The sequence below is a fragment of the Inquilinus limosus genome (assembly GCF_051487185.1).
GTDB classification, from domain to species: Bacteria; Pseudomonadota; Alphaproteobacteria; order DSM-16000; family Inquilinaceae; genus Inquilinus; species Inquilinus limosus_F.
The window spans coordinates 284,801-304,468 of record NZ_JAHVDK010000004.1 but is presented as its reverse complement, the minus strand read 5'-3'; the positions used below and the strand labels follow the sequence as shown (position 1 = coordinate 304,468).

Genomic DNA, 19,668 nt, shown 5'->3' with positions numbered 1-19,668 from the left:
AGGAACCGACATGTCCGCTGTTGCCAGGCGCTTCGGCCCCTATGATGTCACCGTGCTGCTCGACGGCATCTTCGAGGCCCCCAAGACCGTGCTGGCCCATGCCGGCGGCGAGGAGGCGAGCAGACGCTTGATCGACGGCTGGCCCGGCCACAAGATCAGCATCGACGTCAACTGCTATCTCCTGAGGGGAGAGAACGGGGTCTCCCTGATCGATGCCGGCACGGGCGACCATTGGGGGCCGGCGCTGGGCAAGGCGCGCGCGGCCCTGGCCGCGGCCGGCGTGCGTCCCGAAGAGGTCGACCGCGTCCTGCTGACCCATCCTCACGGCGACCACGCCCTCGGCCTCCTCGACGGCGACCGGCCCTGGCTGCCGCGGGCCGAGATTCTGTTTCCGGAACGCGATTTCGCCTTCTTCGGCGATCCGGCAATCGCCGAGACCTTCCCGCCGAACCGCCGCGGCAACTTTAAGACCGTCGCCGACCTGGCCCGGGCCTATGCCGGCCGCATCCGGGCCATCGCGCCGGGACCGGTCGAGGGCATGCCGGGCGTCGAGGCCGTGCCGCTGCCCGGCCACACGCCGGGGCAGAGCGGCTATCTGATCGGCGAAGGCCGGGACGCCTTGCTGATCTGGGCCGACGCCATCCACCTCGGCGTCCCGCAGATCGAGGATCCGGAGGTCGGCCTCACCTATGACCTCGACCCGGCGCTGGCGGTGCAGACCCGGCGTTCCCTGCTGGAGCAGGCGGCCCGGCAGGGCTGGCTGGTCACCGGCAGCCATGTCAGCCGGACCGGCCGGATCGAAGCCGGCGAGCGGGGCTGGCGCTTCGTCGAGGGTTGAGGCCCGGCGGGACCTTGATTTGGACAGAAATTCGCCACATCGCCGGCGTATGATCATTTTGTCCTAATATTTGCAAGCTTGTTACCGTCTCTGTTGTCACCTCATACGGGTGTTGCAAAGTTTTTCGCCTACATTCCAGAGATAAGCCGAAATGGATATTCGGAGGCATTGAAATGGCCATTAACAGGAGATTCTTCTTCGACTCCGCACGCCTGACCCTGTTCGACGGGAGACTGAGTCCATCTCAGGTCGCCGGCCTCACCACGATTCTCGACGAATGGGAAAACGGAATGGCCCGCGAGGATGATCGCTGGCTGGCCTATATGCTGGGCACCACCCATCACGAGACGGGCCGCACCATGCAGCCGGTTCGAGAGACGTTTGCCGCGACCGACGACCAAGCCATCGCAAAGCTCGAGCGAGCCTGGGCCGCCGGCAGGCTGCCTTGGGTCTCCCGGCCGTATTGGCGCCGCGACGCCAACGGGAAGACCTGGCTGGGGCGCGGCTACGTCCAGCTCACCCACAAGTCGAACTATGAGGCTGTGAAACAGCTGACCGGGATCGATGTCGTTGCCAACCCCGATCTGGTCATGCGTGTCGATATCGCCACCAAGGTCCTGTTCAAGGGCATGGCGAACGGACTTTTCACCGGCAAGAAGCTCTCGGATTACTTCAACCCGTCGAAGGAGGACTGGACGAGCGCTCGTCGCATCATCAACGGCACCGAGCGGGCGGAGCTCGTCGCCAGCTACGCGAAGAAATACTATGGGTCGATAAGCTACACGACCTGACGTCCGCAAACCCAGCGATCAGCCGGCTTGCAGCGCTGTGACGGCGCACCGGCCGCGGTGAGGACAATCCCCCTCGGCCGGCGAGGGGGATGTAACGCAGCGATGCCGCCCTACTGCGCGTTCAGCAGCTCGGTGACCTTGAGCAGGACGAACTCGTTGTCGTCCTGCCGGTCGACCGCGCGGCCGGAGGAGAACGGCAGGTTGTTGTCGTTGGCGATGATGATGTGGTCGGCGTCCACCCGCGCCACGTTCTCGATGGTGACGAAGGGGAAGCTGAGCGTGCCGTCATGCCCGCCCCGGCGCGCCTTGTGGTCGGGATCCTGGATCGCCATCAGGTCGATCGAGCCGATCTTGCGCAGGAAGCCGTCGGCATCCGCCTGGGCGAGATCGATGAGGAAGACGCGCTTGAACTTCGCCGGGGTGGCGAAGCAGTCCGGCTTCGGCACACCCTGGCAGGCCTGGGCGGCGTCGCCCTCGCCGTTGTCGCGCTCGATGATCAGGCCGCGGGTGGCGTCGATCAGGTTGAAGTCGCCGATCGCGTTGCCCTTGGCCTCGAGCCGGTACTTCCACGATTTGCCGGTGAATTTTTTCGACGCGGTGTCGAATTCCAGCACGCGCAGATATTCGCGGCCTTCGGCGTCGGTCTCCGGCGCGCCCTTGGCCGGGTCCCACAGCCCGCCTTCGAGCAGCGGGTACAGGGTCTTGCCGTCCGCGGACGCGGCCATGCCCTCGAAGCCCTTGCTGCGCCGCGCCTCGAAGGCGACCGGGCCCGGGGCGGCCGGCGTGGTGAGATAGGGATTGTCCGGCGACCGCACCGGCTTGCCGTCGGCCGCGGTGTCGACCACAGTCAGCACCCGGCCGGCCGCGTCGGTCTCGATCAGGAAGGGACCGAGCTCGTCGCCGAACCAATAGTGGTCGCCGACCGGCTGCACCGATTCGATATCGAAGTCGGCGCCGGTCAGGTAACGCTCCTTCGTCGCCTCGGTGGTGATGCGGAACGGCACCTTCCGGTCCGGGTCGCTGAGGAACAGCGTGTTCAGCACCGCGACGCGGCCGGTCTGCCAGTCCGGCTTCACCCGGTGCACCATCAGCATCGCGTCGGGCGAATTGGCCTTCGCGCCGAAGCCGTTGTCGGTGAGCACGACGTACTCGCCGTTGCCGACCGGCTTGATGCCGCTGAAGCCCTGCACCGCCTGGCCGACGAAGGGGAACAGCACCCCGGTCTCGCGCACCGCATCCTTGCTGCCGGTCGTGCCCATGGTGCTGAACGGCCGGTCGATGCGGGCCGGCGTCGGGCCGGCGAACTTGCCGGAGGTGGCGAACATCGCCGGCGCGTCGGCCGGCGGCGCCGCGAAGGTCATCGCCGGCAGCACGGCATGGCCGGCAAGCACCGCCGGGAAAGTCTGCGGCGCCGGATCGTCGCCCGCCAGGGCGCCAGCGGCGGACAGGGCCAGGATCGCCAGGGAAGCGGCGGCGCTGCGAAACGGAAGCATGAGTCCCCCTCTCGGTCTCGAAAGCGGCGAGAGAGTGGGGACGGGCGATGACGGCCGGATGACAGGCGCGTGAAACTCTCGGGTCGCGGATCTGCGCAGAAGGCCTTCAGATCCCCAAGTGTCATGGCCACGGCGCTTCGGGGCTCGCCATGACGGGTCAATGTTTCGGGCCGCTGTTCTTTAGGCCGCCTGCGCCTCCTCCGTCATCCGCGCCACCAGCCGGTCGATCTCGACCTCCGCCGCCTGCAGCGACTGCTCGACCCGCTCATCGGCGAACTCGTCGTACTCCACAGCGATGGAAACCGTGTCGGTGATGCCGATGTAGCGGAACACCGTCTCGAGATGCGGCTCGACATGGTTGAGGCCGGAAAGCCGTCCACCGGGGTCGTAGCCCCAGTCGCCACGGGCGCCGAGCGTGACCAGCCGCTTGCCGGACAGCATCGGCCAGTAGGGCTCGCCCTGCCGGCTGCGGTCGAAGCCGAAGGTGCGGCCGACCCGGACGATGTTGTCGACCCAGGCCTTCATTCCCGCCGGCAGGCCGAAATTGTACATCGGCACGCCGGCGACGATCAGATCGGCGCGCTCCAGCTCGTCCACCAGCGCGTCGCTGAGCGCCAGCGCAGCGCGCATCGGCTCGGTCCGCCGCTCCGGCTTGGTGAAGGCGGCGGCGATCCAGGCCTCGGTCACCGCCGGCGGCGGTTCCAGGCCGACATCACGGCGGATCACCGGGTCGCGCGGCCGCCGCGCCAGCCAGCCCTGGACGAAGCGGGCGGACAGGCGCCGCGTGTGCGAGCGGCCGGCGCGGGCGCTGGAATCGATGTGCAGGATCGTGGTCATGGCTGAACTCCGGAACCTCTCCGGCCCAGGAGATGCGCGCTTTCCGGCTTGCGGACAAAGGCGAATCCCTCATCTTATGGCTGATGTGAATTCATCCGTGTGAAGCGCCATGCGCCGCCTGCCCCCGCTCGCCGCTCTGCGCGCCTTCGAGGCCGCGGCCCGCCATCTCAGCTTCAAGCGCGCGGCCGAGGAGCTGCTGGTGACCCCGACCGCGATCAGCCATCAGATCCGACTGCTGGAGGAAACCATGGGCCTGCGGCTGTTCGAGCGCCGCACCCGCCAGGTGGTCATGACCGAGGCGGCGCAGCGCCTGTATCCGGTGCTGCGCGACGGCTTCGACGCCTTCGCCCGCACCATCGAGGCGCTGTCGGCGAAGGCGGGCCCCCGCACAGTGACCCTGACCGCGACCCGCGCCTTCACCGCCCGCCTCTTGGTGCCGCGGGTGGCATCGTTCCAGGAGCGGCGGCCGGATATCACGCTGCGCCTGCTGGCCGCGGACGAGCCGGTGGACCTGGCCGTCGGCACCGCCGATCTCGCCATCCGTTACGGCGGCGGCGCCTATCCCGGGCTGCGGTCGGAGCTGCTGGGCACCGACCGGCTGGCGCCGGTGGCGCATCCCTCACTCGGACTGACGGCGCCAGAGCAGCTGGCGCAGCATCGCCTGATCCATTTCGAGTGGCGAATTCCGCATCCGGAGAAGCCGAGCTGGCCGCGCTGGTTCGCCGCGGCCGGTCTGCCGGAGCGCGGCGCCTCCGCCCTGCACTACACCGACGAGAGCCACGCCATCCAGGCGGTGGCGGCCGGCCACGGCGTCGGCCTGCTGAGCCTGACCCTGGTGGCGGCGGAGCTCGCTGCCGGGACGCTGGTGCAGCCCTTCGGCCCGGCGATCGAGGGCATGGGCTTCCACCTGGTCCGCCGCCCAGGGTTAAAGGACGAGGCGGTGGCGGCGGTGCGGGAGTGGATCCTGGCGGAGTTCGGGAGCCGGCCGACCCCCTGAGGTCAGTCCGGCTCTTGTTGCCAGTCGCGTTTCACGCCATATTTCAACTATATGGCATAATCTGGATTTACGCCATGAACGCAGTCAAAGCCAAAGTCTCGGAGTCCGGTCGGCTGAGCATTCCGGCCGATCTGCGTCGAGCCGTCGGCCTTGAGCATGGCGGCGATGTCATGGTCGAGCTCGACGGCCGCGACATCCGGATCCGGACGGTCGATGAGGTCGTCGCCCAGGCTCAGGCCCTGACGCGGCAGCTGCTGGGCGACAAGCCGGAGGCCTCCGTCGACGCCTTCTTGGCCGAACGGCGACGCGAGGCGGCGAAGGAATGACAGCGGCCGTCCTCGACGCCTCCGCCATTCTCGCCCTCCTGCGCGGGGAACCGGGTGCCGACAAGGTAAAGGCGGTGTTACCGGATGCGGCGGTGACGATGGTCAACCTGTCCGAGGTTGTTGGCCACTTCGCACGCAACGGTGTCGCGGAATCGGATGTCCGGTCGGTGCTTGGACCATTGCCGCTAGAACGAGTCCTCTTCGACGAGGATCTGGCTTATGCGGCAGGCATGTTGCTGCCGCTGACACGGCCGGCGGGCCTGTCGCTGGGCGACCGGGCCTGCCTGGCTCTGGCAAAGCGACTGGAGATACCGGCGGTCACGGCTGACCGGCCCTGGCGTGACATCGCCGGTGTTGTGGGCGTCACCGTCGACGTGATCCGCTGACCGCCTACCCCTCCCGTCGGCGCTTGAGCACGACGTAGAGCGCGCCGGAGCCGCCGTCGCGGGGATGGGCCGGGGTGATCGCCAGGACCTTGTCGCGCAGCGGCGGCTCGTTGAGCCAGAGCGGCACCTTGGCGCGCAGCACGCTGTCGCCGTTCGAGAAGCTGCCCTTGCCGGTGATCACCAGGAGCGTCTTCTTGCCGGCCCGATAGGCCGAGGCAACGAAGCCGATCAGCGCGTCATGCGCCTCGACCTGGCGCATGCCGTGCAGGTCGAGCCTGCCCTCGATCCCCTCCTTGCCGCGGCGCAGCCGGTCGGCGCGGTGGCCGTCGATGCCGGTCAGGTCGCCGGGGCGCAGCCGCTTCGGCGCAGCCGGCGGCAGGGGCGGCTTCGGCGCCGCGGCCGGCTTCTGGCCGGACGCGGCCGGTCGAGGGGACGGACCCGACGGCGGTGGCGGTGGGGGTTCAGGCGGGGGCGGCGATGCCGGGTCGCGCGGCCGCAGCGGCACGACGTCCTGCATCACGAGACGCCAGAGGCGGCGCTCTTCCTCGCTCGGTTTTCGAGTCTTGGCCATGCCGGGTCAGCAATCGGCATCCTCGGCCGGCCGGACGCGTCCCGGGCATGGCCGGGCCGGGCGTGTCAGGACAACCGGCATCGATCACTCAGTGGGATTCGCGGGTCTCGACCAGCGCCCAGTTCGGGTCGGTGGCGCGAGTGTTGCGGGCAAAAGTCCAGACATCGGTGACCTCGACCGACTGGTCCGGGTTGCCCTCGACCACCTTGCCCTCGCCATCGCGCAGCACGCTCCTCTGGCGCGAGGCGAAGCGCACGGTGACGAAGGCGGTGCGGCCGTCGAGGCGCGCCTCGACGATCTCGGCGCGGTCGACCGCCTCCACCGTCTCATCCAGGGTGTGACCGGCGGCCAGGCGCTCGCGGATCGCGGCGCTGAACTCGTCATACAGCTCGTCGGACAGGAGCGGGCGCAGCGTCGCCGTGTCGCCGCGGGCGAAGGCCTCGACGATCATCTTGAAGGCGCCGCGGGCGCCGCCCAGGAAGCTGCCTTCGCTGAAGCTGCGGTCGGCGATCTTGATCTGGGTCAGGCCGCTGGCCGGGCCCGCCTCGCCGTTGCCGGCGGCGCGCGGCCGCTCCGGCATGCTCACGACGTTGTCGGGCGCGCGCGCCTCCGGCCGCGCCGGCGGCTGGGCCAGCGGATTCGGCCGCCGCTGCTCGGTCCCCGTGCGGCGGCCGAGCACGCTGCGCAGCCGCAGAATCAGAAACCCGGCGATCACCGCCAGAACCAGGATATCGAGGAAAGAGCCTTCGCCCATCGCTCCCTACACTTGTCGCGCGCCCGTGCCGGCGCCGAACGCATCGCTCTGGACCCGGGCGCCGCGCGACACTAACTCTTGGTCGGGCCTGTCCGGATGAAGCAACCTCTCGGCGGACGGCCGTCCGGGCCAGGATGCGCGGTCAGGAACGACGCCTGCCCCCGACAGATAGGCTGCCGCCCCCCAAACGGCAAGGGAAACCGATGCCCCTTCTCGCCCTGCTGCTTCTTGTCCCGGTTCTGGCCGAGATCACGGTGTTCATCCTGGTCGGCCGCTGGATCGGCGTCGTCGCCACCCTGGTGCTGTTCATCGCCATCGGCGTGATCGGCTCGCTGCTGCTGAAGCGGCAGGGGATGCGGGCGCTGCGCGAGATGCAGGCGGCGCTGGCCCGGGGCGAGCCGCCGGCCGAGCCGGTGGCGCATGCCGCCCTGCTGGTGCTGGCGGCGCTGCTGCTGATCTTCCCCGGCTTCCTCAGCGACCTGATGGCGCTGCCGTTGCTGCTGCCGCCGGTGCGACGCAGCCTGATCCGCTGGCTCGGCGTGCAGGCCCAGCGCCGCGGCGGCTTCACCGTCTGGCCCGGCGGTGGGCGCGGCCCCGGCGGTGGCACCGTGATCGACGCGGACTACACCGAGGTCCACCCGGAGGGCGGCGCCGATCCGACCGCGCCGCGGCTCGAGGATTCGCGCTGGCGCGGCCCGGACGACAAGGATGTGCGCCGCCCCTCGTGATCGGCCTCCCTCCCCGGTTGTGGCCGCCACGGGTTCCGTGCTAGCGAGACGCCGTCTTTCGCCGGCCAGCCCAGCCAGAGTTTCCAGGGAGATTTTTCATGTCGGACGTCAACCAGCAGCCCGACGCGGCCCAGCCGCTGCAGCCGTCGCTGCAGATCTCGGCGCAGTACGTCAAGGACCTGTCCTTCGAGAACCCGAACGCGCCGCGCAGCCTGACCCAGCAGTCGACGCCGCCGCAGGTGACGGTCAATGTCGATGTCCGCACCCAGCAGCTGGCCGACAACGCCTTCGAGGTGGTGCTGCACATCAAGGCCGAGGCCAAGACCGGCGACGCCGCCACCTTCCTGTGCGAGCTGAGCTATGGCGGCGTGGTCGTGCTGGCCAATGCGACCAAGGAGCAGACGGCGCCGCTGCTGCTGATCGAGGCGCCGCGCCTTCTGTTTCCCTTCGCCCGGTCGGTGATCGCCGAGGCGACGCGCAACGGCGGCTTCCCGCCGCTGCTGATCCAGCCGATCGACTTCACCGAGCTGTTCCGCCGCCAGCTCGCCGCACTGCGCGCCCGGTCCGAATCCGAGAACGAGCAGCCGAGCGTGAACTGACGCCGGCCGCCCTCTGCGGCAAAGACCAAGCCCCGCTCCGGCGGGGCTTTTTCTTGTCCGCCCTCATCCCTCCTTCAGCCACAGCGCGTCGGTCAGGCCCTTGATGAAGGCGAGATGGGCGGCCAGCTCCTCCTCGGTCGGGGCGTGCGGCCGCGCCGGGCGGGCGACGCGCTCGACCACCACCGTGGTCTCGGTGACCGCGACCGTCGTGGTGATGGCGAGGCCCGGCTCGCGGCCGCCGCACATCTCCAGCCACACCTCGGCCAGCAGTTGGGCGTCGAGCAGCGCCCCGTGCAGGGTGCGGCCGGAATTGTCGATGCCGAAGCGCCGGCACAGCGCGTCGAGCGAGGCCTGGGCGCCGGGCCAGCGCCGCCGGGCCAGCGCCACCGTGTCGATCGCCCGCGCCATCGGGATCGGCGGCAGGCCGAGCCGCCCGAGCTCGGCGTTCAGGAAGCCCATGTCGAATTCGGCGTTGTGGATCACCAGCATGGCGTCGCCGACGAAGTCCAGGAAGTCGCCCACCACCTCGGCGAAGAGCGGCTTGTCGCCCAGGAACTCGTCGGTCAGCCCGTGCACCCGCTGCGCCTCCAACGGCACCGGCCGCTCCGGGTTGATGTAGACGTGGAAATGCCGGCCGGTCGGAACGTGGTTGATCATCTCGACCCCGCCGATCTCGACCAGGCGGTCGCCGCCCAGCGCATGCAGGCCGGTGGTTTCTGTGTCCAGGACGATCTCGCGCATCACACCACCTTCAATGAGGGCCGCCAGCGCCGCCCCGGCCGCGCCAGCGCCTGCCGCCGCACGGCCCGCAGGGCCAGCCGCGTCGGCCGGCGGCCGAGGCCGGTCGGCACCACCCAATCCGCCCGCCGCCGCTTCTCGCGGTCGGGCATCTGTGCCGCCAGGATGGCGGCGAATTTCTCGCGCGTCATGCCCGGTCGGGTCAGCACCCGCTGGCGCTGCAGCAGGCGCGGCGCGCTGACCACGGCGACGGCGTCGCAGAACCGCTCGCCCCCGGTCTCGAACAGCAGCGGGATATCGAGCACCACCAGCCGGTCGCCGCGCCGCCCGGCCTGCTGCAGGAAGCGGCGCATGCGGCGGCGCACCAGCGGGTGCAGGATCGCCTCCAGCCGGCGCAGCGCCTCCGGCTTGCCGAACACCAGCGCGCCGAGCGCCCGGCGGTCGACCGCGCCGTCGCGCACCGCCTCCGGGAAGGCCGCGGCCACCGCCGGCACCGCCGCCCCGCCGCGGCGCAGCAGGTCATGCACCACGGCGTCGGCGTCGTGCACGGCGACGCCGTCGCGCCGCAGCATCGCCGCCGCGGTCGACTTGCCCATGCCGATCGAGCCGGTGAGGCCCAGGATCCGCATCAGGATCGCCCCGAGTCCGTGGGCCCCAGCACCGCGGCCCGCAGCGCGGAATCGACCATCGGCGCCACGCCGAACCACGCTTCGAAGCCCGGCCGGGCCTGGTGCAGCAGCATGCCGAGCCCGTCGACCACCGGGTTGCCGCGCGCCCGCGCCGCGGCCAGCAGCGGCGTCTCCAGCGGCACATAGACGATGTCGTTGACCAGCGCCACCGGCGGCAGCGCGTCGAGCGGCAGGTCGAGCGGCGGGCGGCCGACCATGCCCTCGGTGGTGGTGTTGACCAGCAGCGCCGCGCCGTCCAGCGCCGCGGCCCGGTCAGCCCAGTCAATGACGGTTATGGGCACGGTGCCCGGCCCGCCCAGCTCCGCCGCCAGGGTCTCGGCGCGGGCCCGGGTGCGGTTGGCCAGGCGGATCTCCGGCGCGCCGGCATCGGCCAGGGCGACGATCACCGCCCGGGCCGCGCCGCCGGCGCCGATCACCACGGCGGGTCCCGCGCCCGCCGACCAGCCCCCTTCCTTGGCGTTCAAGGATGCGCCGGCCTGGAGATTGGCCAGGAAGCCGAAGCCGTCGGTGTTGGTGCCGAAGAGGCTGCCGTCCTCGCGCACGACGATGGTGTTCACCGCGGCGATGCGGCGGGCCAGCGGGTCGAGCTCGTCGACCAGGGCCATCGCCGCCTCCTTGTGCGGCACCGTGACGTTGCAGCCGCGGAAGCCGAGGGCGGCGAGGCCGCGCAACGCCGCCTCCAGCCGCTCGGGCGGCACGGCCATCGGCACATAGGCGCCGTCGATGCGATAGCGCGCCAACCAGTGGCCGTGCAGCTGCGGCGAGCGGGAATGCCCGACCGGCCAGCCGATCACCCCGGCCAGACGGCCCTTCGCGGTCAGAAGCAGTCCGCTCACGACGGCAGCACCCCGTGGTCGCGCAGAAAGCCGAGCAGTGGCAGCAGCGGCAGGCCGAGGATGGTGAAATGGTCGCCCTCGACCTTGGCGAAGAGCTGCGCCCCGCGGCCTTCCAGCTGATAGCCGCCGACCGAGCTCAGCACCGCATCGCCGACCGCGTCGAGATAGGATTCCAGGAAGACATGGCTGAACGGCCGCATGGTCAGCCGCGCCCGGTCGGTCGCGTGCCACAGCCTTTCGCCGTCGCGCACCGCCACCGCCGTCGAGGTCAGGGTGTGGGTGCGGCCGCGCAGCGCCAGCAGCTGGTCGCGGGCCGCTTCCCGGTCGGCGGGCTTGTCGTACCAGACGCCGTCGCAGTCCAGCATCTGGTCGGCGCCGATGACGAGGGCGCCGGGATGCCGCCGCGACGCCCGCTGCGCCTTCAGTACCGCCAGCGCCTCGGCGACATCGGCCGGGGACGCGCCCTCGGCCTTCATCGAGGCCTTGACCTCGGCCTCGTCGATCGCTGCCGGGCTGACCGTGACGGCGACGCCGGCGGCTTCGAGCATCGCCCGCCGCGTCGCGCTGCCGGAGGCGAGGACCAGCGCGCTCACGTCTCACACCCCCACGCTGCGGCCGCGGCGGGCGAGCAGCGACAGGATCTCCGCCGCCGTCTCCTCGATCGCGCGGCGGCTGACGTCGATCACCGGCCAGCGGTGCTTGGCGAAATAGCGCCGCGCCTCCGCCACCTCCGACCGCACCAGCTCCGGGTCGACATAATCGGTGGTCTGGGCCTGGTTCAGCATCTGCATCCGGTTGCGGCGCAGCTGCACCAGCTGCTCCGGGTCCTTCGTCAGCCCGACGATCAGCGGCCGGCTGACCCTGTGCAGATCCTCCGGCAGCGGCAGCCCCGGGACGAAGGGGACGTTCGCCGCCTTCACCCCGCGATTGGCGAGGTAGAGGCAGGTCGGGGTCTTCGAGGTGCGGGAGACGCCGACCAGGATGACATCGGCCTGGTGCATCTCGCCCGTCAGATGGCCGTCGTCATGGGCCAGCGCATAGTCCATCGCCTCGATGCGGTGGAAATAGGCGGCGTCCATCGCGTGCTGCCGTCCCGGGCGGCCATGCACCGCCATGCCGAGCTGCTGCGCCAGCGCCGCCATGATCGGATCGAGCACCGAGATGCAGGGCACGCCGAGCGAGCCGCAGACATCCATCAGCCGGTGGCGCAGCCCGTCATCGACCAGGGTGAAGACGACGATGCCGGGATGGGTGCGGATCTCCTCGATCACCATGTCGAGCTGGCGGTTGGTCCGCACCAGGTTCCAGAAATGCTCGATCGGCTCCGCCCCTTCGAACTGGGCGAGGCAGGCCCGCGCGACGCTATGAATGGTGTCGCCGGTCGAATCCGAAACGAGATGTAGGTGGAATGTCTTCGTCTGCGCCATGCCCATCTTGTATCCCGAGGCATGGGGATTGTCTGTGGGCAAATTCGGGATCAAGGCCGGATTCGTGAGGCTTGACGCGATCTCGTGCCGGCTGGCCGGCGAGTCGTCGACTCTTCCATCCGGCTGGGGACGAGAGTCACGGTCCCGGAGCACCCCCGCCGAAGCGCGCCGATGCGACTCCGAGTCCTCCCGCCCGTTATGGACAGGAGCGATGGCGAGGGTGTAGCGAGTCGGGCGCGTCTTCCCCGCTTTCCACAGGACGGGGCAGCCGGGCCGGCAAAACCCTGTGGATGACCTGGGGATGAGTCACAATCCCCGTTATCCACAGCGATTCACCACATCCTCAAGAATCAAAGGATTCCTTTAATGAAACAGGATGGGCAGAGCCGGGAAGACGGATCCGTGACACCGGCGAAGCCGTTCCTGCGCGCCCTGGCCGGCGAGACCCAGGCCCGACCGCCGGTCTGGCTGATGCGCCAGGCCGGCCGCTACCTGCCGGAATACCGCGCCACCCGCGCCCGGGCAGGCACCTTCCTCGACCTCTGCTACACCCCGGCCCTGGCCGCCGAGGTGACGCTGCAGCCGATCCGCCGCTATGGGTTCGACGCCGCGATCCTGTTCTCGGACATCCTGGTGGTGCCGCACGCGCTGGGCCAGGCGCTGGACTATATCGAGGGCGAGGGCCCGAAGCTCGAGCCGGTGACCGACGCGGCTGCAATCGGCCGCCTGTCCCCCGACCGGCTGCAGGAGGTGCTGGCGCCGGTCTATGAGACGGTCGGCCGGGTGGCGGCGGAGCTGCCGCCGGAGACGGCGCTGATCGGCTTCGCCGGGTCGCCCTGGACCGTCGCGACCTACATGGTCGAGGGCGGCGGCAGCAAGGAATACGCCGCGGTGAAGCGGCTGGCCTATGGCGAGCCGGAGACCTTCGGCCGGCTGATCGACCTGCTGGTCGAGGCGACATCCGCCTATCTGCTGCGCCAGATCGAGGCCGGGGCCGAGGCGGTGCAGCTGTTCGACAGCTGGGCCGGGGTGCTGCCGGAGGCGGAATTCGAACGCTGGGTCGTCGCCCCCACGCGGCGCATCGTCGAGGCGGTGCGGGCCGGGGCGCCGGGGGTGCCGGTCATCGGCTTCCCACGCGGCGCCGGGCTGCTCACCGAGCGCTACCTCGCCGGCACCGGGGTGGATGCGGTCGGCCTCGACACCACCGTGCCGCCGGGCTGGGCGGCCCGGGTGCTGCAGCCCAGGGCGGCAGTGCAGGGCAATCTCGATCCGGTCTTCCTGCTGACCGGCGGCGCACCGATGCTGCGGGCCACCGACATGATCGTCGACGCGCTGGGCCGCGGCCCCTTCGTGTTCAATCTCGGCCACGGCGTGCTGCAGAAGACGCCGCCCGAGCACGTGGCCGCCCTGGTCCGCCACCTGCGCGGAGACGCGGGATGAGCCGGCGGATCGCCGTCGTCCTGTTCAACCTGGGCGGCCCCGACAATCCGGATGCGATCCGGCCCTTCCTGTTCAACCTGTTCGCCGATCCGGCGATCATCCGGCTGCCCAACCCGGTGCGGCTGATCCTGGCCTGGGCCATCGCCAAGAAGCGGTCGCGCCAGGCGAAGGACATCTATGCCGAGCTCGGCGGCGGCTCGCCGCTGCTGCCCAACACCGAGGCCCAGGCCCGGGCCCTCGAGGCGGAGCTGGCGGATCTCGGCGAGGTCAAGGTCTTCATCGCCATGCGCTACTGGCATCCGATGAGCCAGGAGACGGCGATGCTGGCGAAGGACTTCGCGCCCGACGAGGTGATCCTGCTGCCGCTCTACCCGCAATTCTCCACCACCACCACGGCCTCATCGCTGCGGGTGTGGCGCGACGCCTGCAGGATCGCCCGGCTGGACGCGCCGACCCGCGTCGTCTGCTGCTATCCGACCGAGAGCCGGTTCGTCGCCGCCATGGCCGCCGGGCTGCGCGCGGCGCATGAGGAAGCGGCGCGGCACGGACGGCCGCGGGTGCTGTTCTCCGCCCACGGCCTGCCGGAGAAGATCGTCCGCGCCGGCGATCCCTATCAGTGGCAGTGCGAGCTCACCGCCGCGGCCCTGGCCGAGGCCTCCGGCATCCGTGACCTCGACTGGGTCTCGACCTATCAGAGCCGGGTCGGCCGGCTGAAATGGATCGAGCCGTCGACCGAGGCGGTGATCCACGAGGCGGCGCTGGCGAAGCGGCCGATCGTGGTGGTGCCGATCGCCTTCGTCTCCGAGCATTCCGAGACGCTGGTCGAGCTCGACATCGAATACCGCAGGCTGGCTGACGAATCGGGCGCGCCGTGCTACCTGCGAGTGCCGACCGTCGGCGCCGACGAGGGCTTCATCGCCGGGCTGGCGGAGCTGGTGCGGGCCGGCCATCGCCGCGGGACGGCATGCGAAGCGGGGGATGGCGGCCGGATCTGCCCGGCGGCGTTCTCGGGGTGTCCCAGCAAGGCGGCTTGAGCGACGAGGAGCGAATGGCAGACGTCTACCCCTGGATCAAGGCGTTCCACGTCTTCTTCGTCATCGCCTGGATGGCGGGGATGCTCTACCTGCCGCGGCTGTTCGTCTACCACTCGCAGACCACGCCTGGGACGCCGGAATACGAGCGCTTCTCGGTGATGGAGCGGCGGCTGATGCGCGGCATCATGCTGCCCGCGGCGGTTCTGACCTGGGTGTTCGGCATCGCCATGCTGTGGCTGACCGATTGGGCGTTTTTCGCCGAGGGCTGGCTGCATGTGAAGCTGACGGGGGTTGTCATCCTGACCGTGCTGCACCACATGTGCATCCGGTGGCGCCGCGGTTTCGCCGAGGGCCGCAACCCGCACAGCGAGCGTTTCTACCGCATCGTCAACGAAGTGCCGGCGCTGCTGCTGCTGATCATCCTGATCATGGTGATCGTGCGGCCGTTCTGAGCGGCGCGGCTCCCGGCGCTCCGCCGCGGCTCGGCGATTGACTTGCGGCAAGTCATTCGATAACCATCTCGTGTTCTCAGCGGTCTTCCGGCGGTCATTCGAAGCGCCGGCGCGGTCGAGCCCTTCGTGCCGTGGACCGAGCTTCCAGCGAGAGACCAATCCAAAGACGCCGCGCCGCCGGTGATCTGTCCACGCCCATCAGGGTCCCCATGCATCTGCAAGAACTGAAAGAGAAGTCTCCCAGCGAGCTTCTCGCCTATGCCGAAGAGCTCGAGGTCGAAAACGCGAGCATGCTGCGCAAGCAGGACATGATGTTCGCAATCCTCAAGCAGCTCGCCGAGAACGACGTTGCCATTTTTGGATCGGGTGTGCTGGAAGTCCTGCCCGACGGCTTCGGATTTCTGCGATCCCCGGAATCGAATTACCTGCCGGGACCGGACGACATCTATGTGTCGCCGCAGCAGATCCGCCGCTTCGGCGTGCGCACCGGCGACACCATCGAGGGCGAGATCCGCGCGCCGAAGGAAAATGAGCGCTACTTCGCCCTGACCAAGGTCAACAAGATCAACTTCGAGGAGCCGGAGGCGGTCCGGCACCGGGTCACCTTCGACAACCTGACCCCGCTCTATCCCGATGAAGCGCTGCGGATGGAGCTGATCGACCCGACCAAGAAGAACATGACCGGCCGGATCATCGATCTGGTCTCGCCCCTCGGCAAGGGCCAGCGTGCCCTGATCGTGGCGCCGCCGCGCACCGGCAAGACGGTGATGCTGCAGAACATCGCCAACTCGATCGCCGAGAACCACCCGGAAGCCTTCCTGATCGTGCTGCTGATCGATGAGCGGCCGGAGGAAGTGACCGACATGGACCGGTCGGTGAAGGGCGAGGTCATCTCCTCGACCTTCGACGAGCCGGCCTCGCGCCACGTCCAGGTGGCCGAGATGGTGATCGAGAAGGCCAAGCGCCTGGTCGAGCACAAGAAGGATGTCGTCATCCTGCTCGACTCGATCACCCGCCTGGCGCGCGCCTACAACACGGTGGTGCCGTCCTCGGGCAAGGTGCTGACCGGCGGTGTCGACGCCAACGCGCTGCAGCGGCCGAAGCGCTTCTTCGGTGCCGCCCGCAACATCGAGGAGGGCGGCAGCCTGACCATCATCGCCACCGCGCTGATCGACACCGGCAGCCGGATGGACGAGGTGATCTTCGAAGAGTTCAAGGGCACCGGCAACTCCGAGATCATCCTGGACCGCAAGCTGTCCGACCGCCGCACATTCCCGTCGATCGACATCGGCAAGTCCGGCACCCGCAAGGAGGAGCTGCTGGTCGACAAGGGCACGATGTCGAAGATGTGGGTGCTGCGCCGCATCCTGATGCCGATGGGCCCGACGGATGCGATGGAGTTCCTGATGGAGAAGCTCAAGCACACCAAGTCGAACGCCGACTTCTTCGAGAGCATGAATCAGTAACGGTCTCGATTCCGACGAAGAGGGCCGCCGGTCGCAGGATCGGCGGCCTTCGTCGTTTCAGGGCAGCGCTGCGGTTCGCACCGGTTGACTGGGCGCGCGGGCAATACCATTTCGCTGGCGAAATCAGCCTGTGGGGGATCGGCATGGCCAAACTTCGTTCCAGCATCGCCCTCGTCGTGGCGCTGTCGGGCTGCGCCGGTCTGGTCCCGCCCTCGGCGACGCCCGATCCGGCGCTGGCCGAGAAGGTCCGCGGCCTGATGGGGAATGAGGACGACGACTGCTCCGGCCGCGTCGCCGGGGTCCTGGCGGCCTATCACTTGACGGCCGAGGGCATCTCCCGCATCGAGCTGACGCCGGTGCCGCCCCGCAGACCGGACGATTACAACCTGAGCCAGCGCCAGGCCTGGATCCGGCAGCCGGGCCAGCCCGGCGCGATCGTGGTGCAGTACGACCGGGGCAACTGCCGGATCGCGCAGGTCTATGCGCGGGACGGCGCGACCTTGCCGCCGATCTGACGTGACGTCCGCCTGACGCCCGTCAGTGCCCGCCGCCGCCAGGCCCGGCCTGCTTCGGCGCGCGCAAGAGCGGCATCAGCAGCAGCCCGGCATAGAACAGCAGCGCCATCAGCAGGAAGCAGTCGGCGAAGGTCAGCACCTGCGCCTGCTTCAGCACCATGTTGTCCAGCATCTTCACCGCCGCGAGGTCCGGGTTGCCGAGGCCGGCTGCGGTGAACATCTGGCTGAAATTGTCGACCGTCGCCTGCACCTGCGGGTTGGTCATGGTGACGTGGTCGGCGATGCGCGAGCCGTGCAGTGCCGACCGTTCGATCATCACCGTGTTGATGCCGGCGAGGCCGAAGGCGCCGCCGAGATTGCGCATCAGGTTGTAGAGGCCCGAGGCGTTCTTGATCTTGTCGGGCGGCAGGGTGCCGAGCGCGAGTGTGTTGATCGGCAGGAACAGGAGCATCAGCGACACGCCGCGGACCGCCTGCGGCCAGAACAGCTCCCAGAAGCTCCAGTCGGCGGTGATCCAGGTCATCATGTAGACCCCGGTGCCGAAGGCAACGAGGCCCATGGCCAGCATCACCCGCAGGTCCAGCTTCTTCGACAGCGCGCCGGCCAGCGGCGCCGAGAGGAATTGGAACACGCCGGTGACGAACATGATCTCGCCGATCTGCAGGCTGTTCAGGCCGCGCACCCGCGCCAGGAACAGGGGCACGATGTAGACGGCGCCGTAGAGCCCGACGCCGATGATCAGGCTGTACAGGCAGCCGAGCGAGAAGTTGCGGTCGGCGAAGGCGCGCAGGTCGACGATCGGGTTCCTCGCGCGCAGCACCCGGACGAAGAAGCCGATCCCGGCCAGTGTCCCGATCACGGCGAAGGTGAAGATCGACTGATCCTCGAACCAGTCCCATCGCGGCCCTTCCTCGAACACGTATTCGAGACTGCCGAGGAACAGCGCCATCAATCCCAGCCCGGCGAAATCGAAGCCCTTGAGCAGCTCGAGATTCGGCTTGTCGAAATTGACCAGGAACCACACCCCGGCGGTCACCAGCACGCCCGGCACGACGTTGATCAGGAACAGCCAGTGCCAGGAGAAGGCCTGGGTCAGATAGCCACCGAGGGTCGGCCCGATGGTCGGGGCCATGGTCGCCACCAGGCCGATCAGCACCGAGATGCCGGCCCGGCGCTCAGGCGGGAACAGGATGAAGGAGGCGGCGAAGACAGTCGGGATCATCGCCCCGCCGAGGAAGCCCTGCAGCGCCCGGAACACGATCATGGATTCGATGTTCCAGGCCAGCGCGCAGGCCAGGCTGGAGAGGGTGAAGCTGGCCGCCGAGATGACGTAGAGGATCCGGGTCGACAGCAGGCGGGAGAGGAATCCCGACAGCGGGATCATCACCACCTCGGCGATCAGATAGGAGGTCTGGACCCAGCTGATCTCGTCCGGGCTGGCCGCCAGCCCGGCCTGGATCTCGCTGATCGAGCTGGAGACGATCTGGATGTCCAGGATCGCCATGAACATGCCGACGACCATGGTGAAGAAGCCGATCGTCTCCCGCGTCGAGATGCCGGCGCGCTTCGGCGCGGCCGGCGCCGGGGCCGGAAGAACGTCGGCAGTCGTCGCGTCCGCGGTCACCGCCGGAACTCGGCCGCCATGGCGGCGCCGAAGATGCCGCTGGCCAGGAGCGGACCTGTGCCCTCCTCGCGCGTGTCGACCGAAACGCCGACCGACAGGCCGGGGCGCAGCAGGCCGCTGAGCTGGTTGTCGGCCGGCACCGCGATGCGCACCGGCACGCGCTGCACGATCTTGGTGAAGTTGCCGGTCGCATTCTCCGGCGGCAGCAGGCTGAACTCGGCGCCGCTGGCCGGGGCGAAGCTTTCGACCTTGCCGGTCAGGGTTTTGCCGGGGAAGGCGTCGACCGACATCGTCACCGTCTGGCCGACCCGCATCTCAGACAGCTGGGTCTCCTTGAAATTGGCGACGACATAGACGCTGGGCAGCGGCACGACCGACAGCAGCTGCGTGCCAGGCCGGACATACTGCCCGACTTCGACCCCCTTGTTGCCGACGACGCCGTCGACCGGGGCGTGGATCACGGTGCGGTCGAGGCTGATCTGGGCCAGGTCGACCGCGGCGCTCAGCCGCTCGATCTGGGCTTGGGCCTGCTTGCGCGAGGCCTGCAGGATCGTGGTCTGGCCCTGCTGGTTGGTCAGCGCCGCCTGGGCGCTGGCGAGGGCCGCGGCGGCGCGCTTGTGCTCGGTATCGGCGGTCTCGAAGGCCTGCTGGCTGCCGTTGCGGGTCTCCCACAGCCGGCGCGCCCGCTCCAGGTCGTTGCCGGTCTGGGCCAGGGTCGCGGTCGCCTGGTCGACGCTGGCCTCGGCCTGGGCGATCATCGAATCCTGCAGTGCCAGCTGCTGCTCGATCGAGGCCAGCGCCGCCTGCTGCGCCGACAGCTCCGCCTTCGCCTGCGCCAGTTGCGCGCGGTAGTCGCGGTCATCGATGCGGACCAGCGGGTCGCCGGCCCTGACCATCTGGTTGTCGGTGACCAGCACCTCGACCACCGATCCTTCGACCTGCGGGCTCAGCGTGGTGGTGTCGGTGCTCTCGATGAACCGGTCGACGGTCCACCAGCGATAGCCGAAATAGCCCGCGGCGGCGATGGCGGCCACGGTGACGACGGCGATGAGGGGCTTGCGCATGGGAGGGAGAACCGCGGGCTAAACTAAACCGTTCAGTCTTGTTGCGGGAAAGTGCGATTTGCC

23 protein-coding genes are annotated in these 19,668 nt (G+C 69.3%); 12 read left to right on the top strand and 11 right to left on the bottom strand.

Features of this window, described 5'->3' with window-relative positions; genetic code table 11:
- Positions 1 to 10: 10 nt before the first annotated feature.
- Positions 11 to 838: an AidB family quorum-quenching N-acyl homoserine lactonase gene (gene aidB, locus KXR53_RS06850; RefSeq protein ID WP_437374350.1), complete on the top strand. Its 828-nt coding sequence runs from the start codon at positions 11 to 13 to the stop codon at positions 836 to 838.
- A 173-nt stretch (positions 839 to 1,011) separates the two neighbouring features.
- On the top strand, positions 1,012 to 1,629 hold the full coding sequence (locus KXR53_RS06845) for a glycoside hydrolase family 19 protein (protein WP_437374349.1): 618 nt from the start codon (positions 1,012 to 1,014) through the stop codon (positions 1,627 to 1,629).
- 110 nt (positions 1,630 to 1,739) lie between these two features.
- Here KXR53_RS06845 and KXR53_RS06840 read toward each other — a convergent pair whose 3' ends face one another.
- Together KXR53_RS06840 and KXR53_RS06835 are read right to left on the bottom strand one after the other, a co-directional pair.
- The gene (locus tag KXR53_RS06840; protein WP_437374348.1) at positions 1,740 to 3,122 is read right to left on the bottom strand and encodes an esterase-like activity of phytase family protein; all 1,383 of its coding nucleotides are present in this window, start codon (positions 3,120 to 3,122) and stop codon (positions 1,740 to 1,742) included.
- 180 nt (positions 3,123 to 3,302) lie between these two features.
- A complete protein-coding gene (locus KXR53_RS06835) occupies positions 3,303 to 3,959 on the bottom strand; it encodes an FMN-dependent NADH-azoreductase (RefSeq protein ID WP_437374347.1) in 657 nt (218 codons plus the stop codon).
- Positions 3,960 to 4,068: 109 nt separating this feature from the next.
- On the opposite strand from KXR53_RS06835, the gene KXR53_RS06830 reads away from it, so the two are divergent.
- The 3 genes from KXR53_RS06830 (at position 4,069) to KXR53_RS06820 (ending at position 5,668) form a co-directional block, all read left to right on the top strand.
- A complete protein-coding gene (locus KXR53_RS06830) occupies positions 4,069 to 4,956 on the top strand; it encodes a LysR substrate-binding domain-containing protein (protein ID WP_437374346.1) in 888 nt (295 codons plus the stop codon).
- 74 nt (positions 4,957 to 5,030) lie between these two features.
- Positions 5,031 to 5,282, top strand: coding sequence for an AbrB/MazE/SpoVT family DNA-binding domain-containing protein (locus KXR53_RS06825; protein WP_437374345.1), 252 nt, complete (start codon positions 5,031 to 5,033; stop codon positions 5,280 to 5,282).
- Positions 5,279 to 5,668 carry a type II toxin-antitoxin system VapC family toxin gene (locus tag KXR53_RS06820; protein ID WP_437374344.1) on the top strand — a complete coding sequence of 130 codons (390 nt, stop codon included), beginning with the start codon at positions 5,279 to 5,281 and terminating at the stop codon, positions 5,666 to 5,668. The genes KXR53_RS06825 and KXR53_RS06820 overlap by 4 nt, the downstream gene beginning before the upstream one ends.
- Before the next feature lie 4 nt (positions 5,669 to 5,672).
- Here the strand turns inward: KXR53_RS06820 and KXR53_RS06815 are convergent, their stop codons facing one another.
- Positions 5,673 to 6,185, bottom strand: coding sequence for a Smr/MutS family protein (locus KXR53_RS06815; RefSeq protein ID WP_437374343.1), 513 nt, complete (start codon positions 6,183 to 6,185; stop codon positions 5,673 to 5,675).
- A 142-nt stretch (positions 6,186 to 6,327) separates the two neighbouring features.
- Positions 6,328 to 6,993: a Tim44/TimA family putative adaptor protein gene (locus KXR53_RS06810; RefSeq protein ID WP_437374342.1), complete on the bottom strand. Its 666-nt coding sequence runs from the start codon at positions 6,991 to 6,993 to the stop codon at positions 6,328 to 6,330.
- Between the two features lie 203 nt (positions 6,994 to 7,196).
- On the opposite strand from KXR53_RS06810, the gene KXR53_RS06805 reads away from it, so the two are divergent.
- Together KXR53_RS06805 and secB are read left to right on the top strand one after the other, a co-directional pair.
- Positions 7,197 to 7,721 carry an FxsA family protein gene (locus KXR53_RS06805; protein WP_437374341.1) on the top strand — a complete coding sequence of 175 codons (525 nt, stop codon included), beginning with the start codon at positions 7,197 to 7,199 and terminating at the stop codon, positions 7,719 to 7,721.
- A gap of 98 nt (positions 7,722 to 7,819) precedes the next feature.
- The gene (gene secB / locus KXR53_RS06800) at positions 7,820 to 8,320 is read left to right on the top strand and encodes a protein-export chaperone SecB (RefSeq protein ID WP_437374340.1); all 501 of its coding nucleotides are present in this window, start codon (positions 7,820 to 7,822) and stop codon (positions 8,318 to 8,320) included.
- A gap of 63 nt (positions 8,321 to 8,383) precedes the next feature.
- Here secB and dnaQ read toward each other — a convergent pair whose 3' ends face one another.
- Genes dnaQ through KXR53_RS06775 form a run of 5 tightly spaced genes read right to left on the bottom strand, consistent with a single transcriptional unit; the run spans position 8,384 to position 12,010 of the window.
- Positions 8,384 to 9,061, bottom strand: a complete 678-nt coding sequence (gene dnaQ, locus KXR53_RS06795) for a DNA polymerase III subunit epsilon (RefSeq protein WP_437374339.1) — start codon at positions 9,059 to 9,061, stop codon at positions 8,384 to 8,386.
- Positions 9,061 to 9,687: a dephospho-CoA kinase gene (gene coaE / locus KXR53_RS06790; protein WP_437374338.1), complete on the bottom strand. Its 627-nt coding sequence runs from the start codon at positions 9,685 to 9,687 to the stop codon at positions 9,061 to 9,063. Before coaE ends, dnaQ begins: the two co-directional genes overlap by 1 nt.
- On the bottom strand, positions 9,687 to 10,574 hold the full coding sequence (locus KXR53_RS06785; protein WP_437374379.1) for a shikimate dehydrogenase: 888 nt from the start codon (positions 10,572 to 10,574) through the stop codon (positions 9,687 to 9,689). Before KXR53_RS06785 ends, coaE begins: the two co-directional genes overlap by 1 nt.
- 5 nt (positions 10,575 to 10,579) lie before the next feature.
- The gene (locus KXR53_RS06780) at positions 10,580 to 11,176 is read right to left on the bottom strand and encodes a Maf family protein (protein WP_437374337.1); all 597 of its coding nucleotides are present in this window, start codon (positions 11,174 to 11,176) and stop codon (positions 10,580 to 10,582) included.
- A gap of 3 nt (positions 11,177 to 11,179) precedes the next feature.
- Positions 11,180 to 12,010 carry a pyruvate, water dikinase regulatory protein gene (locus KXR53_RS06775; RefSeq protein WP_437374336.1) on the bottom strand — a complete coding sequence of 277 codons (831 nt, stop codon included), beginning with the start codon at positions 12,008 to 12,010 and terminating at the stop codon, positions 11,180 to 11,182.
- 366 nt (positions 12,011 to 12,376) lie between these two features.
- Between KXR53_RS06775 and hemE the strand changes: the two genes are divergently transcribed.
- The 5 genes from hemE (at position 12,377) to KXR53_RS06750 (ending at position 16,917) form a co-directional block, all read left to right on the top strand.
- Positions 12,377 to 13,450, top strand: a complete 1,074-nt coding sequence (hemE, locus tag KXR53_RS06770; protein ID WP_437374335.1) for a uroporphyrinogen decarboxylase — start codon at positions 12,377 to 12,379, stop codon at positions 13,448 to 13,450.
- Positions 13,447 to 14,484, top strand: coding sequence for a ferrochelatase (gene hemH / locus KXR53_RS06765; RefSeq protein ID WP_437374334.1), 1,038 nt, complete (start codon positions 13,447 to 13,449; stop codon positions 14,482 to 14,484). The genes hemE and hemH overlap by 4 nt, the downstream gene beginning before the upstream one ends.
- Positions 14,485 to 14,498: 14 nt before the next feature.
- Positions 14,499 to 14,936: a protoporphyrinogen oxidase HemJ gene (gene hemJ / locus KXR53_RS06760; RefSeq protein WP_437374333.1), complete on the top strand. Its 438-nt coding sequence runs from the start codon at positions 14,499 to 14,501 to the stop codon at positions 14,934 to 14,936.
- 209 nt (positions 14,937 to 15,145) lie between these two features.
- Positions 15,146 to 16,402: a transcription termination factor Rho gene (gene rho / locus KXR53_RS06755; protein WP_437374332.1), complete on the top strand. Its 1,257-nt coding sequence runs from the start codon at positions 15,146 to 15,148 to the stop codon at positions 16,400 to 16,402.
- Between the two features lie 143 nt (positions 16,403 to 16,545).
- A complete protein-coding gene (locus KXR53_RS06750) occupies positions 16,546 to 16,917 on the top strand; it encodes a hypothetical protein (RefSeq protein ID WP_437374331.1) in 372 nt (123 codons plus the stop codon).
- A gap of 22 nt (positions 16,918 to 16,939) precedes the next feature.
- On the opposite strand, the gene KXR53_RS06745 is transcribed toward KXR53_RS06750, so the two are convergent.
- Together KXR53_RS06745 and KXR53_RS06740 are read right to left on the bottom strand one after the other, a co-directional pair.
- On the bottom strand, positions 16,940 to 18,541 hold the full coding sequence (locus tag KXR53_RS06745; RefSeq protein WP_437374330.1) for a DHA2 family efflux MFS transporter permease subunit: 1,602 nt from the start codon (positions 18,539 to 18,541) through the stop codon (positions 16,940 to 16,942).
- Complete coding sequence (locus tag KXR53_RS06740) at positions 18,538 to 19,605, bottom strand: HlyD family secretion protein (RefSeq protein WP_437374329.1); 1,068 nt, start codon at positions 19,603 to 19,605, stop codon at positions 18,538 to 18,540. Before KXR53_RS06740 ends, KXR53_RS06745 begins: the two co-directional genes overlap by 4 nt.
- Positions 19,606 to 19,668 lie beyond the last annotated feature (63 nt).

What these genes read in the sequence shown, in the direction of transcription:
- aidB (WP_437374350.1), top strand. Translation starts at nt 11, where the DNA reads ATGTCCGCTGTTGCCAGGCGCTTCGGCCCCTATGATGTCACCGTGCTG.
- KXR53_RS06845 (WP_437374349.1), top strand. Translation starts at nt 1,012, where the DNA reads ATGGCCATTAACAGGAGATTCTTCTTCGACTCCGCACGCCTGACCCTG.
- KXR53_RS06840 (WP_437374348.1), bottom strand. Translation starts at nt 3,122, where the DNA reads ATGCTTCCGTTTCGCAGCGCCGCCGCTTCCCTGGCGATCCTGGCCCTG.
- KXR53_RS06835 (WP_437374347.1), bottom strand. Translation starts at nt 3,959, where the DNA reads ATGACCACGATCCTGCACATCGATTCCAGCGCCCGCGCCGGCCGCTCG.
- KXR53_RS06830 (WP_437374346.1), top strand. Translation starts at nt 4,069, where the DNA reads ATGCGCCGCCTGCCCCCGCTCGCCGCTCTGCGCGCCTTCGAGGCCGCG.
- KXR53_RS06825 (WP_437374345.1), top strand. Translation starts at nt 5,031, where the DNA reads ATGAACGCAGTCAAAGCCAAAGTCTCGGAGTCCGGTCGGCTGAGCATT.
- KXR53_RS06820 (WP_437374344.1), top strand. Translation starts at nt 5,279, where the DNA reads ATGACAGCGGCCGTCCTCGACGCCTCCGCCATTCTCGCCCTCCTGCGC.
- KXR53_RS06815 (WP_437374343.1), bottom strand. Translation starts at nt 6,185, where the DNA reads ATGCAGGACGTCGTGCCGCTGCGGCCGCGCGACCCGGCATCGCCGCCC.
- KXR53_RS06810 (WP_437374342.1), bottom strand. Translation starts at nt 6,993, where the DNA reads ATGGGCGAAGGCTCTTTCCTCGATATCCTGGTTCTGGCGGTGATCGCC.
- KXR53_RS06805 (WP_437374341.1), top strand. Translation starts at nt 7,197, where the DNA reads ATGCCCCTTCTCGCCCTGCTGCTTCTTGTCCCGGTTCTGGCCGAGATC.
- secB (WP_437374340.1), top strand. Translation starts at nt 7,820, where the DNA reads ATGTCGGACGTCAACCAGCAGCCCGACGCGGCCCAGCCGCTGCAGCCG.
- dnaQ (WP_437374339.1), bottom strand. Translation starts at nt 9,061, where the DNA reads ATGCGCGAGATCGTCCTGGACACAGAAACCACCGGCCTGCATGCGCTG.
- coaE (WP_437374338.1), bottom strand. Translation starts at nt 9,687, where the DNA reads ATGCGGATCCTGGGCCTCACCGGCTCGATCGGCATGGGCAAGTCGACC.
- KXR53_RS06775 (WP_437374336.1), bottom strand. Translation starts at nt 12,010, where the DNA reads ATGGCGCAGACGAAGACATTCCACCTACATCTCGTTTCGGATTCGACC.
- hemE (WP_437374335.1), top strand. Translation starts at nt 12,377, where the DNA reads ATGAAACAGGATGGGCAGAGCCGGGAAGACGGATCCGTGACACCGGCG.
- hemH (WP_437374334.1), top strand. Translation starts at nt 13,447, where the DNA reads ATGAGCCGGCGGATCGCCGTCGTCCTGTTCAACCTGGGCGGCCCCGAC.
- hemJ (WP_437374333.1), top strand. Translation starts at nt 14,499, where the DNA reads ATGGCAGACGTCTACCCCTGGATCAAGGCGTTCCACGTCTTCTTCGTC.
- rho (WP_437374332.1), top strand. Translation starts at nt 15,146, where the DNA reads ATGCATCTGCAAGAACTGAAAGAGAAGTCTCCCAGCGAGCTTCTCGCC.
- KXR53_RS06750 (WP_437374331.1), top strand. Translation starts at nt 16,546, where the DNA reads ATGGCCAAACTTCGTTCCAGCATCGCCCTCGTCGTGGCGCTGTCGGGC.
- KXR53_RS06740 (WP_437374329.1), bottom strand. Translation starts at nt 19,605, where the DNA reads ATGCGCAAGCCCCTCATCGCCGTCGTCACCGTGGCCGCCATCGCCGCC.